The sequence below is a fragment of the Bartonella sp. CL436QHHD genome, from assembly GCF_042195105.1.
Taxonomy (GTDB): domain Bacteria; phylum Pseudomonadota; class Alphaproteobacteria; order Rhizobiales; family Rhizobiaceae; genus Bartonella.
Genome location: NZ_JBHINR010000026.1, coordinates 34758 through 48959 on the forward strand (window position 1 = coordinate 34758; position 14202 = coordinate 48959).

At 39.3% G+C, this 14202-nt stretch carries 13 protein-coding genes; all 13 read left to right on the top strand.

Translation table 11 applies throughout. The features are described from left to right. Positions 1-26: 26 nt before the first annotated feature. Entirely contained in the window at positions 27-1151 is a 1125-nt protein-coding gene (locus ACFIKN_RS03370) for a PhoH family protein (RefSeq protein WP_375637610.1), read from the top strand. Next, entirely contained in the window at positions 1148-1615 is a 468-nt protein-coding gene (gene ybeY, locus ACFIKN_RS03375) for an rRNA maturation RNase YbeY (RefSeq protein ID WP_375637600.1), read from the top strand. The genes ACFIKN_RS03370 and ybeY overlap by 4 nt, the downstream gene beginning before the upstream one ends. A gap of 108 nt (positions 1616-1723) precedes the next feature. Next, positions 1724-2749 (top strand): hemolysin family protein, encoded by a 1026-nt coding sequence (locus tag ACFIKN_RS03380; protein ID WP_273790583.1) that lies wholly within the window; start codon positions 1724-1726, stop codon positions 2747-2749. Then, positions 2712-4346: an apolipoprotein N-acyltransferase gene (gene lnt, locus ACFIKN_RS03385; RefSeq protein ID WP_273790584.1), complete on the top strand. Its 1635-nt coding sequence runs from the start codon at positions 2712-2714 to the stop codon at positions 4344-4346. Before ACFIKN_RS03380 ends, lnt begins: the two co-directional genes overlap by 38 nt. Positions 4347-4494: 148 nt before the next feature. Beyond that, entirely contained in the window at positions 4495-4908 is a 414-nt protein-coding gene (locus ACFIKN_RS03390; protein WP_273790585.1) for a helix-turn-helix domain-containing protein, read from the top strand. 130 nt (positions 4909-5038) lie between these two features. Beyond that, complete coding sequence (gene metK, locus ACFIKN_RS03395) at positions 5039-6307, top strand: methionine adenosyltransferase (RefSeq protein WP_273790586.1); 1269 nt, start codon at positions 5039-5041, stop codon at positions 6305-6307. Then, a complete protein-coding gene (locus ACFIKN_RS03400) occupies positions 6304-7005 on the top strand; it encodes a tRNA (guanine(46)-N(7))-methyltransferase TrmB (RefSeq protein ID WP_375631073.1) in 702 nt (233 codons plus the stop codon). Before metK ends, ACFIKN_RS03400 begins: the two co-directional genes overlap by 4 nt. Positions 7006-7132: 127 nt before the next feature. Continuing rightward, positions 7133-7783, top strand: a complete 651-nt coding sequence (rimP, locus tag ACFIKN_RS03405) for a ribosome maturation factor RimP (RefSeq protein ID WP_273790647.1) — start codon at positions 7133-7135, stop codon at positions 7781-7783. A gap of 47 nt (positions 7784-7830) precedes the next feature. Beyond that, complete coding sequence (gene nusA, locus ACFIKN_RS03410; protein WP_375631074.1) at positions 7831-9462, top strand: transcription termination factor NusA; 1632 nt, start codon at positions 7831-7833, stop codon at positions 9460-9462. Then, the gene (locus ACFIKN_RS03415; RefSeq protein ID WP_273790589.1) at positions 9463-10098 is read left to right on the top strand and encodes an RNA-binding protein; all 636 of its coding nucleotides are present in this window, start codon (positions 9463-9465) and stop codon (positions 10096-10098) included. Next, positions 10095-12614, top strand: a complete 2520-nt coding sequence (gene infB, locus ACFIKN_RS03420; RefSeq protein ID WP_273790590.1) for a translation initiation factor IF-2 — start codon at positions 10095-10097, stop codon at positions 12612-12614. The genes ACFIKN_RS03415 and infB overlap by 4 nt, the downstream gene beginning before the upstream one ends. A gap of 123 nt (positions 12615-12737) precedes the next feature. Further along, positions 12738-13145 (top strand): 30S ribosome-binding factor RbfA, encoded by a 408-nt coding sequence (gene rbfA, locus ACFIKN_RS03425; RefSeq protein WP_375637598.1) that lies wholly within the window; start codon positions 12738-12740, stop codon positions 13143-13145. A gap of 4 nt (positions 13146-13149) precedes the next feature. Next, complete coding sequence (gene truB / locus ACFIKN_RS03430; protein ID WP_375643393.1) at positions 13150-14112, top strand: tRNA pseudouridine(55) synthase TruB; 963 nt, start codon at positions 13150-13152, stop codon at positions 14110-14112. The last annotated feature ends 90 nt before the right edge of the window (positions 14113-14202 follow it).

Genomic DNA, 14202 nt, shown 5'->3' on the forward strand with positions numbered 1-14202 from the left:
ATGTTTATGTAGATATGGAGAATAGGCTGAAAGCTTCAACCGAAAAAATAAAGCGTATTAAAGAAAAAGTAAATATGTCCCTTGAAAAGGCTGATACCTTGAAACAAACAAGCGCTTCAGATGTGAGCCAAGTTGTTTTGATTTTCGAAAATAATAAATATGCAAAAGCAGTTTTTGGTAAATTTGACGAAAATCTCGCTTATATCGAAAAAAAACTCGAACTTAGTATTCATCCGCGTGGTAATGAAGTCTTAATCCGTGGAAATATTTCTGTTATAAAACATGCGCAATATGTATTGCAGCAGCTTTATGAACGTGCCAAAACACATCAAGAGCTCACTTTATCAGATATAAAAGGAGCGATTGCTATGGTAAATATACCAAAGAAGCAGAAAGAAGACACAATAACACACAAATCTGCAACGAAACGTATACCAGCACGGTTGAGTACCCATAAAAAAATAATTCATGCAAGAACTCCAACACAAGACGCTTACATAAGCGCTATGGAGCATACTGAACTTGTGTTTGGTGTAGGACCAGCAGGAACAGGAAAAACGTATCTTGCTGTTGCTCATGCTGCAATGCTTCTAGAACGTGGTATCATTGAGCGAATTATTCTCTCACGTCCAGCTGTTGAAGCTGGAGAACATCTTGGTTTTCTTCCCGGTGATCTCAAAGAAAAAGTCGACCCATATTTACGACCACTTTATGATGCTCTTTATGATATGATGCCCGCTGAAAAAATAGAACGCATTTTAGCTTCTGGTGTCATAGAAATTGCTCCTCTCGCCTTTATGCGCGGACGAACACTTGCCCATGCTGCTGTTATTCTTGATGAGGCACAAAATACTACCCCCATGCAAATGAAGATGTTCCTCACACGTCTTGGAGAAGGAACGCGTATGATTGTTACCGGTGACGTAAGCCAAATTGATTTGCCTACAGGGCAAAAATCAGGTCTCATTGAAGCAATTCGCATTCTTTCAAATGTAGAAAATATTGCAATTGTGCATTTTGATGAAAAAGATGTTGTACGCCACCCACTTGTTGCTGCTATCGTTCGTGCTTATGATCGTGATTCCGAAATACAAAATAAAAAAAAATCATTCGCATGCGATGCATTAAAAAATGAATTTGATTCGTCATGATTATTATTGATATAATGATTAAAAGCGCAGGGTGGAATGATGAGAAAATGCTTTATAATATCACTGAAAAAGCATTAATGGCAACTATGCATCATGTTTCATTGGAAAATGTTGTAAGCGAGATTAGCCTGCTTTTTACGGATGATGAACATATGGCACAAATCAATGCACAATGGCGCAACAAAAACAAATCCACTAATGTATTATCCTTTCCTGCTTTTCCACTTAAAGCTGGAAATCAACCTGGTCCCATGCTCGGTGATATTATTATTGCCCGAGAAACTGTTGTTTTCGAAGCAGAGAAAGAAGGAAAAACATTTCAAGATCATTTAACGCATATGATTGTTCATGGTATCTTACATCTGCTTGGTTATGACCATGAAACTGATGATGAAGCATATAAAATGGAAAAGCTCGAAAGAGAAATTCTTCAAAAGCTTTCCATAAAAGATCCTTACGCATAATTGTCTATCAATGATAAAATTTAACTTTTAAAATCAATATTACCAGCATACCATTTAAAGCCTCTTATTTATCTGTTATAAAAAGAAAGTCTAAAAGATTTCAAAACCATGGCAAACAAAATAAATGCACAAAATAATAGTCAAGCATCTTCTAATAATGAAAAAGACCCCTCTCAACAGACGAATCATACAGAGAAATATTCCCTGATGAATCATTTATTTTCATTCTTACGGGGTCGTAATTGTGCATCTACGTCACTGCGCGATGATCTTACCGTTGCACTCACGACTAACAATGAAAAAGATACCGCCCTCTTCTCACCTGAAGAACGTACTATGCTGCATAACATTTTACGCTTACGTGAAGCACGCGTGGATGATGTTATGATACCTCGTTCTGAAATCGAAGCATTAGAAATAAACACCTCTCTTGGAGAAACCCTTCAATGTTTTGCAAAAATTGGTCATTCTCGTATACCCGTTTATGCTGAAACTTTAGATGATCCGCGCGGCATGATCCATATCCGCGATATTCTTAACTACATCACTCGCTTTATTATCAACCCAACAAAAACCGAACAAAAATCCGATTTGCTTCAATTAAACCATACAGACTTGCATACTCCAATCGGTGAATTGGATTTGATCCGAACAGTTCTCTTTGTTCCCAGTTCTATGCTTGCGAGCAAATTATTAACACGGATGCAAACTACACGAACTCAAATGGCTTTAGTTATTGATGAACATGGAGGAACAGATGGTCTCGTTTCAATGGAAGATATTGTTGAGTTAGTCGTTGGGGATATCGAAGATGAACATGATAATGTCGACAATGCTATCGTACGTGAACCAAATAATAAATGGCTCGTTGATGCAAGAACTGAACTAGAAGATGTGGAGAAAGCTCTTGGTCCTGATTTTATCGTAGGGGAATATGGTGATGAAGTTGATACTATTGGTGGTTTGATCGTCTCCATTCTTGATCGCATTCCTGCTAAAGGTGAAATTGTCGAAGCTGTACCTGGCTATAGATTTCGTATTTTAGAAGCTGATAAACGCCGGATTAAACGATTGCGCATTTTTCGCATTCCCAAAAATGAGAATCTTGAGAACAATGCCATCCCTAAAGAATAGTCCAGCGTTTTTAAACAATTTCATCGTTTTTTTGTTCTCTGTTACAGGCTGGAAGCGCCAAGCATGGATATTTCTGTGTGGTGCTCTTACTTCTTTTGCACTTCCACCCTTTTATTTAACACCTCTTTGCTTTTTAACTTTCCCTCTCTTTATTGTTTTACTTGACTCAATACGGGCCACCAAAAACAATAAAAAACATTTTTTTACTTACGCTTTAAGCTGTGGAACCTTTGGTTTTAGTTATTTTATTTGCGGCCTTTGGTGGCTATGCAATGCTTTGTTAACAGATCCAGATTCTTTTGGTTGGGCAGTCCCATTAGCCATTTTATTCCCTCCACTCTACCTTTCTCTTTATTGGTTTTTTTCTGGTTTCATTGTCGGTTTATTATGGACAAAAGGAATAGCACGCTTTTTTGTTTTAGCCTTTGCATTAGGATTATCCGAGTGGTTGCGTGCGTTTTTATTCACAGGATTTCCATGGAATTCTCTTGGCTATACAGCCATGCCAACCCCAATGTTCATGCAATCTGATGCAATCGTAGGACTTTACGGAATGAATATTCTTGCTGTCTTAGCCTATAGTTTGCCAACTGTTTTATTAACGAATGAAAAAAAGAAAGTGGCACTTTCTCTTTGCTTATCACTTATATTCATTCACTGTGGTTTTGGGTTTTATCGTCTTCATACTATAGAAAACACAGCTGAAGATCAAAAAAGTGCTTATTGGGTGCGTATTGTTCAACCGTCCATCCAACAAAATATAAAATTGCGTGATAATACACGAGAAGCTATGTTGGAAGCGCATATGAAGCTAAGTGCAACACCAACAACCGATCAAAATTCAGAACCCGATTTTATCATATGGCCGGAAGCTTCCGTTCCTTACCTTCTTTATGATAACTCATCTATCACAATGCGCATTGCCTCTCTTTTAAAACCTAAACAATGGGCTATTATCGGAGCAATACGCGCCAGCAATGATCTACCTCATTCCCAAACACAATATTTTAATACAATTGCAGTCATTAATGCTCAAGGTAATATTTTAAATACCTCCGATAAACTTCATTTGGTTCCTTTTGGTGAGTATCTTCCTTATCAGAATTTATTGAAAAAAATTGGATTGCGTACCCTTGCCGATAATATTGGTGGATATAGTACTGCAAGTGTGCGCAAAATTGTTACAATGCCAAACGGATTTTCTTATCTACCCTTAATTTGTTATGAAGCAATATTTCCCCATGAAATGACTTTTCAAGGCTCCCCGCCTCAAGCAATTATTAATATTACAAATGATGCATGGTTTGGTGTAACACCTGGACCCTATCAACATCTTCAACAAGCACAGCTTCGTGCCGTTGAACTGGGAATCCCCCTCATACGGGCAGCTAATAATGGCATATCAGCTGTTATTGATTCTTATGGACGAATCGTTGTAGCTCTTCGACAAAATGCTGTGGGCATTATTGATTCACAAGTTCCATCATCCATTACCCCTATAGGAAGCAATGAATACAGAACTTTCTCTACTTTTATCTTATTCATCCTTATGCTATTGTGTCGTGTTGGTTTTGGTTCTACAAAACAGCTTAAATGATTCAAGTGCCCTTTGTACGGCATTATGTTGCGTGTACCAGTAGTATTGGGAAAAAATATTACATATTGTTTTAATTATATGATAAATCAGCTTCGCATAAATATGATGTTGATTTAGAAGAAAAGTGCTGGAAATAAAGAGTTGCATTATGACCGAAACTAGAAAAAAACCTGACCCTATAGATATCTATGTTGGAACTCGTATCCGTTTACGTCGTAATATTTTAGGACTCACTCAAGAGAAACTAGGTGAAAAATTAGGAATTACTTTTCAGCAAATCCAAAAATATGAAAAAGGAACAAACCGTATTGGTGCCAGTCGTCTTCAAGCGATAGCAGAAATTATGGATGTTCCTGTTTCTTACTTTTTTGATAAAGGTATTACCTCCCAACAAGTAGAGGGTTTTGCCGAAAGTGATCACAATTTTATAGACTTTTGTTCTAGCAGCGAAGGGATTCAGCTCATGCGCGCTTTTACAAATATATCTGATGCTAAAGTGCGTCGAAAAATTATTGACTTGGCAAAAGCACTTTCTGAGGAAGATGTGACAAATAAGTTATAAATTAAAATTATATCTTTTCTCTTTTATTCATATAAATTTGCATTGACGATTTGCTACAGAATTAGCAAATGGTAGCGACTTTAGTAAGCAATTAATTAAATCGTTGGTTTTCTTTTTTGAAGGAGTTCCTATGCCGCATCAAGATTATCTTTTTACGAGCGAATCGGTATCGGAAGGACATCCTGATAAAATTTGTGATCGTATTTCCGATGAAATCGTTGATATGATCTATAAAGAAGCTGAAAAGACTGGTACTGATCCATGGTTAGTACGCGTTGCCTGTGAAACGCTCGTCAGTGTCAACCGTGTTGTTATCGCTGGTGAAGTACGTGTTCCCGATACGCTATTAAAAAAAGATAAAAATAAAGAATTCATCTACGATGAAACTAGCTTTCCACTCATTAATCCTACACGTTTTCGTACAGCAGCGCGCCGTGCTATTCGTACCATTGGCTATGAACAAGCAGGATTCCATTGGAAAACTGTTAAAATTGATGTTCTTTTGCGCCCCCAATCAGCTGATATAGCAAGAGGGGTTGATAATGCTACGGATCGGCACGGTGAAGAAGGAGCAGGTGATCAAGGCATCATGTTTGGATATGCTTGCCGTGAAACACCTGATCTCATGCCTGCACCAATTTATTATGCGCATAAAATTCTCAAACTTCTTGCCGCAGCCCGACATAAAGGAGAGGGAGAAACTGGAAAATTAGGACCAGATGCTAAAAGCCAAATAACCATACGCTATAAAAATGGAAAACCAATAGAGGTCACATCCATCGTTCTTTCAACGCAGCACCTTGATGAAAGCTGGGATTCCAATAAAGTACGTACAGTGGTTGAGCCTTACATTCGCCAAGCTTTACATGACATTCCCATTGCAGCTCAATGCAGTTGGTATATTAACCCAACAGGAAAATTTGTTATTGGAGGACCTCAAAGCGATGCCGGATTAACGGGACGCAAAATTATTGTGGATACTTACGGAGGTGCAGCACCCCATGGAGGCGGTGCTTTTTCAGGAAAAGATACAACAAAAGTTGATCGTTCTGCTGCCTATGCGGCACGCTATCTGGCTAAGAATATTGTTGCTGCTCATTTAGCAGAGAGATGCACCATTCAACTCTCCTATGCAATTGGTATTGCACAACCTTTATCTATTTATCTTAATCTTCATGGAACAGGAAAAGTCGATGAAAAAGTTATTGAAGCAGCCATCCGCAAAATAATGGACCTTTCACCTACCGGCATTCGAAAACATCTTGACCTCAATAAACCTATTTATGCAAAAACAGCTGCCTATGGTCACTTTGGTCGTAAACCAAAAAACGATGGTTCGTTTTCATGGGAAAAAACTGATCTCGTGAAAACGCTTCAAACAATGATCCAAATCCCATGATTAAACATAATATACGTAAGAGTGAAGCATTTTTTGGACGCCGACAAGGAAAACAACTTCGAAACAGTCAGCTTACACGTATAAAAATGCTTCTCCCCAATTTTAATATTGATTTAAATGTTCCTCCTCCTTCAAACCTTACATCCTTATTTTCAAGCAAAGTAAGAGAAATTCGACTTGAAATCGGCTTTGGTGGAGGTGAACATTTACTTCATGAAATGGAATATTTTCCAAAAACTGGTTTTATCGGCGTCGAGCCCTTTATCAATGGCATGGCAAAAATATTGTTGTCTCTTGAACAGCATCAAAACCATCAAAATCGTCTTCGCCTCTATAATGATGATGCTACACGCCTCCTTGATTGGCTCCCTGATAACTCGCTTGATGGAATAGACCTCTTCTATCCTGATCCTTGGCCGAAAAAGAAACACTGGAAACGACGTTTCATCAACATAAAAAATCTTAACCGTTTTGCTCGTGTTCTTAAAATAGGGAAATTTTTTCGCTTTGCTAGCGATATAGACAGTTATGTAAACTGGACTTTGTACCATTGTGCACAACATGATCACTTTGAATGGAAAGCAGAAAGCCCTCAAGACTGGAAACTCCCTTATCCACTATGGAGTGGAACCCGCTATGAAGCAAAAGCTTTACGCGAAGGACGAACGCCTGCCTATCTTACCTTTATCAAGAAATAAATGATCAAGCGCTTTTCTCATAAACAACTTGAAAAATTTTGAATTTAAGAGTATCAATAGTTAAATTCTTGGTCTTATGATGAAGAGTGGGCCGTTGGACCCGCTCTTTTTTAATATCATAAAACTGATGAAAACAACTTGGATAAAATGTATGAACGAAGCTGAAAAAATAAGCAATCTTGACGAACCGCGCTTGTTTGAAGAAGAGGGTATCGAAGCACAGGTTGCTGCTCTTGTCATACCACTACTTAAACCTTTAGGTTTTCGTTTGGTTCGTGTAAAACTCCTTGGTCAAAATGGTTTAACACTTCAAATTATGGTTGAACGTGCCGATGGTTCTATGACCATAGAAGATTGTGAAACTGTTAGTCGAACTGTTTCCCCACTCCTTGATGTCCAAAATGTTATTGAACGCAAATATCATTTAGAAATCTCATCACCTGGAATCGATCGTCCATTGGTAAGAAAATCTGATTTTTTTCATTGGCAAGGGCATCTTGCAAAAATTGAAACAAAAATAATAATTGATGGGCGCCGAAAATTTCGCGGGACACTTACAAATATCACGCAAGATGGATTTATTTTAAACACCGATAAAGCTGCTTATGGAGAAGCCATGTATACCCCTATTTCCTTTTGTGATATCATAAATGCACATTTAGTGCTTACCGATGAGCTTATTCGCGATGCATTGAAACAAAATAAAGATTTAAGTCAACAATTCATTGCCGAAGAGAACGCTAACGACTCTATACAGACGCTCAATTTCAAAAAATAATATCACAGGGGAATACCCATCGTGTGGCACAAAGAAGGAGAAAATTGATGGCTACAAGCGCTAACAGGCTTGAGATTCTGCAAATTGCAGATGCTGTTGCACGTGAAAAGTCAATCGACCGTGAAATTGTCATTTCTGCGATGGCTGATGCTATTCAAAAAGCAGCACGTTCTCGTTATGGTCAAGAAACCAATATCCGTGCTGAAATCAATTCTAAAACAGGTGAAATTAAATTACAGCGCCTGCTTAAAATCGTTGATGTCGTTGAAGACTATACAACGGAAATTACTTTGTCTGATGCTCTCAAACATCAAGCAGAAGCAAAAATTGGTGATTTTTTTGCTGATCTTTTACCTCCTATGGATTTTGGACGTATCGCAGCACAATCTGCTAAACAGGTTATTGTACAAAAAGTACGCGACGCAGAGCGTGATCAGCAATATGAGGAATTCAAAAATAAAGTTGGTGAAATTATTTCTGGTACAGTTAAGCGTGTGGAATATGGTAACGTCATCGTTGATCTAGGGCGTGGTGAAGCTATTGTGCGCCGTGATGAATTAATTCCTCGTGAATCATTCCGCTATGGAGATCGCATTCGTGCTTTTGTCAATGATGTACACCGTGAAACGCGTGGGCCGCAAATCTTCCTTTCACGCACACATCCCCAATTTATGGTAAAACTTTTCACTATGGAAGTGCCAGAAATTTATGATGGTATTATAGAAATCAAATCTGTAGCTCGTGATCCAGGTTCACGGGCTAAAATCGCCGTTGTTTCACGCGATGGTTCCATTGATCCTGTTGGAGCATGCGTTGGAATGCGAGGAAGTCGTGTACAAGCTGTTGTTGCTGAATTACAAGGCGAAAAAATTGATATTATTCCTTGGTCGCCTGATGCGGCAACATTTGTCGTTAATGCACTGCAACCTGCTGAAGTTTCTAAAATTATCCTTGATGAAGATGCTGAACGGATTGAAGTTATTGTGCCAGATGATCAACTTAGCCTTGCTATTGGACGACGTGGGCAAAATGTTCGCTTGGCTTCACAGCTAACAGGATGGAACATTGATATTTTAACGGAAAAGGAAGAATCTGAAAATCGTCAAAAAGAATTTACTGAACGGAGTAAATTGTTTATGGAAGCCTTAGAGGTTGACGAAATGATCGGACAGGTTATGGCATCAGAGGGTTTTTCTTCTATTGAAGAAATCGCCTATATTGATCTTGAAGAAATCGCTTCTATTGATGGTTTTGACCATGATACCGCCGCTGAAATCCAAAGTCGTGCCCGCGAATATCTTGATCATCAAGAAAAAGAACTTGATGAAAAACGCAAGAAGCTCGGAGTTTCTGACGAATTGCGAACACTTCCTGGAATGACAAGTGCTATGTTGGTTGCTGTAGGTGAGGATGGTGTAAAAACGATAGAAGACTTTGCTGGCTATGCCGTTGATGATTTAGCTGGTTGGAGAGAACGCAAAGAAGGTCAAACACAGAATTTTTCTGGTATTTTAACCCCTTTTGACATTACACGCGCAGATGCAGAAGCTATGGTTTTAGCCGCACGTGTACAAGCAGGCTGGATAGACCAAGCTGATCTTGTTACAGAAAATCCTGTAGAAGATGAAAATTCTACAGAAAATGAAAAAATAGATGATTTGGATGTGGATACACTTTAAATGAATGAACGGACTTGCATTGTGACCCGAAAAAATGCTTCAGCACAAACGCTGATCCGTTTTGTTATTGGTCCCAATAACCAAATTGTTCCTGATCTTAAAGCGAATTTACCAGGGCGTGGCGTTTGGATTTCCGCCCATCACGCTGTTATTGAGAAAGCAATAAAACAGAAAGCTTTTCATAGAAATTTTAAAACAGATGTTGAGGTTGCACCAAATCTTGTGCATGTTATTGATACGCTTTTACTAAAAGCCGCTCTTTCAAGCCTTTCCATGGCACGAAAAGCGGGAGCAATTGTTATGGGAGCAACAAAGGTTGACGCTGCTATCCGCTCTGGTAAAGTTATTCTTGTACTTCATGCTAAAGAAACAACAGAAGATGGGAAACGAAAAATTGCACAGGCCATCCATTCAATACAACAACAAACAAATCGGACTATAAAAACCATATCTTTATTTACAAGTGATGAAATGCGAGTGGCTTTTGGCTCTAATCCTGTAATGCACGCGGCCTTACTGGACACAAAGGCTGCTGAAGGATTTCTCAAAACGACATGTAAATTGATCAGCTATCGTGACGACAAGCATAGTAAGTCTAGTGAGATGACGGCACAAGCCGTGAAGGAAGTACAATGAGTGAAAATAACAACGACAAAACAACCGTCAAGAAGACACTAACTCTCAAGAGGTCTGTCTTGGAAACGAGCACGGTTAAACAAAATTTTAGTCATGGCCGTACGAAGGCTGTCGTTGTCGAAACCAAACGGCGTAAAATTACGCGACCTGATGAAAAAGCTGAAACCCTACAGCCCATTACAAAGCCGCATGTGGCCCCCCAGCGTTCTAAACCGCGTTTTGAGGGAAAAAAGCCTCAAGAATCTGTGGCCAAAAGCAATCTTTCATCAACTGAAATGGAAGCGAGACTTCGCGCGTTAGAAGAAGCACATATCCAAGAAAGAATAACGCGAGAACAAGCCGAAGAAGAAGCAAGACGCGCTAAAGAGCGTGAAGAAATTTTACAGCAAGAAAGTAAAGAAAAAGAAATACATCTCCAACAAGAAGAAGAAATATCACCAGTACAGACTCCACCTGTTCCCCCTCTCATTGAACAGACAGATATTCCTATTGCGCCTAAAAACACAACCGTGATTGAAAAACGCAAAATAGATGACAATAAAGAGGAAGAACGGCATAGTCGACGTGCTAATCCTGCTAAATCAGAAATACGTGTACCAAAAGTTGTCAAAGGAGCTGATGAGCGGCGACGCGGAAAGCTAACTCTGAATAGTGCACTGGATGAAGAAGGAAACGCACGTGGGCGCTCAATGGCTGCAATGCGGCGTAGACAGGAAAAGTTTAAGCGTGCACAAAATCAAGAACCAAGAGAAAAAATTTCTCGCGAAGTTGTTCTTCCTGAAACGATTACCATTCAAGAGCTCGCACAACGTATGACGGAGCGTTCTGTTGATGTGATTAAATTCTTGATGAAACAAGGACAAATGATGAAACCTGGCGATGTTATTGATGCAGATGTTGCCGAACTCATCGCTGTTGAATTTGGCCATACTGTTAAACGTGTTTTAGAATCTGACGTAGAAGAAGGTATCTTTAATATAAAAGATAATCCTCAAAACATGCAGCAGCGTCCCCCTGTTGTAACCATTATGGGCCATGTTGACCACGGAAAAACTTCTCTTTTGGATGCTATTCGTAAAGCAAATGTTGTTTCTGGCGAAGCAGGAGGTATTACGCAGCATATTGGTGCCTATCAAGTAGAACAAAACGGTCAAAAAATTACCTTTATTGATACACCTGGTCATGCTGCATTTACGGCTATGCGTGCACGTGGAGCTCGTGTTACTGATATTGCTGTTCTCGTTGTAGCCGCTGATGATAGTGTTATGCCCCAAACGATTGAATCAATCAATCATGCGAAAGTCGCTGGTGTACCTATCATTGTTGCTATCAACAAAATTGATAAACCAGCTGCGAATGCACAAAAAGTACGTACAGAACTTCTACAACATGAAGTGTTTGTTGAAACTATGGGCGGTGAAACTTTGGACGTTGAAGTTTCTGCTAAAACTGGTCAAAATCTTGATAAACTTCTCGAAGCTATCCTTCTTCAGGCTGAAATGCTTGATCTGAAAGCAGATCCTCAACGAACTGCAGAGGGCGTTATCATTGAAGCCAAATTGGATCGCGGACGTGGATCTGTTGCAACAGTTCTTGTTCAAAAAGGTACATTACACCCTTCTGATATTATAGTTGCCGGAAATGAATGGGGTCGTGTGCGTGCTTTGATTGACGACCATGGCCGCCATGTCAAAGAAGCCGTTCCCTCTACACCGATTGAAATTTTAGGCATGCAAGGAACACCACAAGCCGGAGACCGTTTTGCTGTTGTCACACATGAAGCAAAAGCACGTGAAATTTCTGAATATCGTCAACGATTAGCACGTGATAAAGCTGTTGCGCGGCAAACTGGTTCGCGTGGTTCTCTTGAACAGATGATGACAAAATTGCAAACGACTGGTGTTAAGGAGTTTTCTCTTATTATAAAAGGGGATGTGCAAGGATCAATTGAAGCAATTGCTTCAGCATTGGAAAAACTCGGAAATGATGAGGTTCGTGCGCGTATTGTACATTCTGGTGCTGGCGGAATTACCGAAAGTGATATTTCTCTTGCGGAAGCTTCTAACTCTGCTGTAATTGGCTTTAATGTTCGAGCCAATAAGCAGGCACGTGATTTTGCTAAAACACAAGGAATTGAAATTCGTTATTATAACATCATTTATGATCTTGTTGACGATATCAAAGCTGCCATGTCTGGATTACTCTCACCAGAACAGCGTGAAACTTTCCTTGGTAATGCTGAAATTCTAGAAGTCTTTAACATTACAAAAATTGGAAAAGTTGCAGGATGTCGTGTTACAGAAGGTAAAATAGAACGAGGAGCCGGTGTTCGCCTTATCCGCGATAATATCGTTATTCACGAAGGAAAGCTGAAAACACTCAAACGCTTTAAAGATGAAGTCAGTGAAGTGCAAAGTGGTCAAGAATGTGGAATAGCCTTTGAAAATTATGACGACATGCGCGCAGGAGACATCATTGAGACCTTCCGTATCGAACATATTAATCGCACATTATAAAATAATCCAATAACCTTATTCTGTTATAAAATGAGAAAAAGTTATTAGATTTTATACACAATATCTTTTTTTCCTTATCTAAATGGTCAAAAAAAGAGATCTTGTAGCAAGGATAAAACTTTGATGAAAAATGCAGGACCATCACAACGGCAACTTAGAGTAGCAGAGCAAGTACGTCATGCAGTAGCGCATATATTACAGCGTGATATTTTGCTTGATGATATCTTAAAAGATATTGTTATTTCTGTCTCTGAAGTACGCATGTCACCAGATTTAAAAATTGCTACTTGCTTTGTATCACCTCTCAGCACTCTTAAAAATGCTTCTCATACCGATGTTGTTGATACCCTCAATAAACATAGTCGTTTTCTCCGTGGAGAAATCAGTCATGCGTTGCGACAAATGAAATATATGCCAGAACTGCGTTTCCGGCTTGATAATAGTTTTGATAATTTTTCAAAAATTGATGCCCTCCTTCGCTCGCCTGAGGTTGCACGCGATCTTCACCATAGTGATACAGATGAGGATTAAAGATATGGCGCGGCAACACAAGAAAAAAGGGCGTCCTGTTTCTGGCTGGGTCATATTTGATAAACCAAAAGGAATGAAATCAACAGAAGCTGTCTCACAAATCAAATGGCTCTTTCATGCTCAAAAGGCAGGACATGCGGGTACACTTGATCCTCTTGCTTCTGGTCTCCTTCCTATTGCATTGGGCGAAGCAACCAAAACCGTTCCTTACGTGATGCAAGGCAAAAAAACTTACCGTTTTCATATTGCTTGGGGGCAAGAGCGCTCAACAGATGATCTAGAAGGAGAAATAACGAAAACTTCTCTCATACGTCCAACACAAGAAGAAATACTTGCTCTTCTTCCTCAATATACGGGTATTATTTTGCAAACACCTCCACAATTTTCAGCAATCAAAATTGCTGGAAATCGTGCCTATGATTTAGCGCGTGAAGGGGAAGTTGTTGAAATTCCGCCCCGTGAAGTGGAAATAGAAACTTTCAAGTTATTAGAAATGCCTACTAAAGAGCATTCTGTCTTTGAAATAACCTGCGGAAAAGGAACTTATGTGCGCTCTTTAGCACGCGATATGGGACGTGATCTCGGTTGCTATGGGCATATTGCTGATTTAAGACGTATTGCCGTCGCACCTTTTGATGAAGAAGATCTCATTACATGGGAGGAACTAAAAGCGGCCATTCCGCCAAATAAAAACACTACAGATGAAAATAATCGTTCTTTTGAAAAAAACTTCTCAACACTCGATGGGCTCTTAATTGACACAAGTGCCGCATTAGATTGCCTCCCTCACTATATCCTTAATGAAACTCAAGCACAGAGAATTATCAAGGGTCATTCTATCCTCTTGAATCATCACAAAGTACCTCTTGATGAAGAGGAAATTTGTGTCCTCTATAAGGAACAACTTCTTGCTATTGGCATTCTCGACAAAGGTCTATTTAAACCAAAGCGGATTTTCACAATTTAATCGATTCTTTTCCACAACCACCTTTTGCGAAAAGATATTTTTCTCTATCAATTAAGAAAAATATGGTGCTTTTCATTGTCTATATTTACC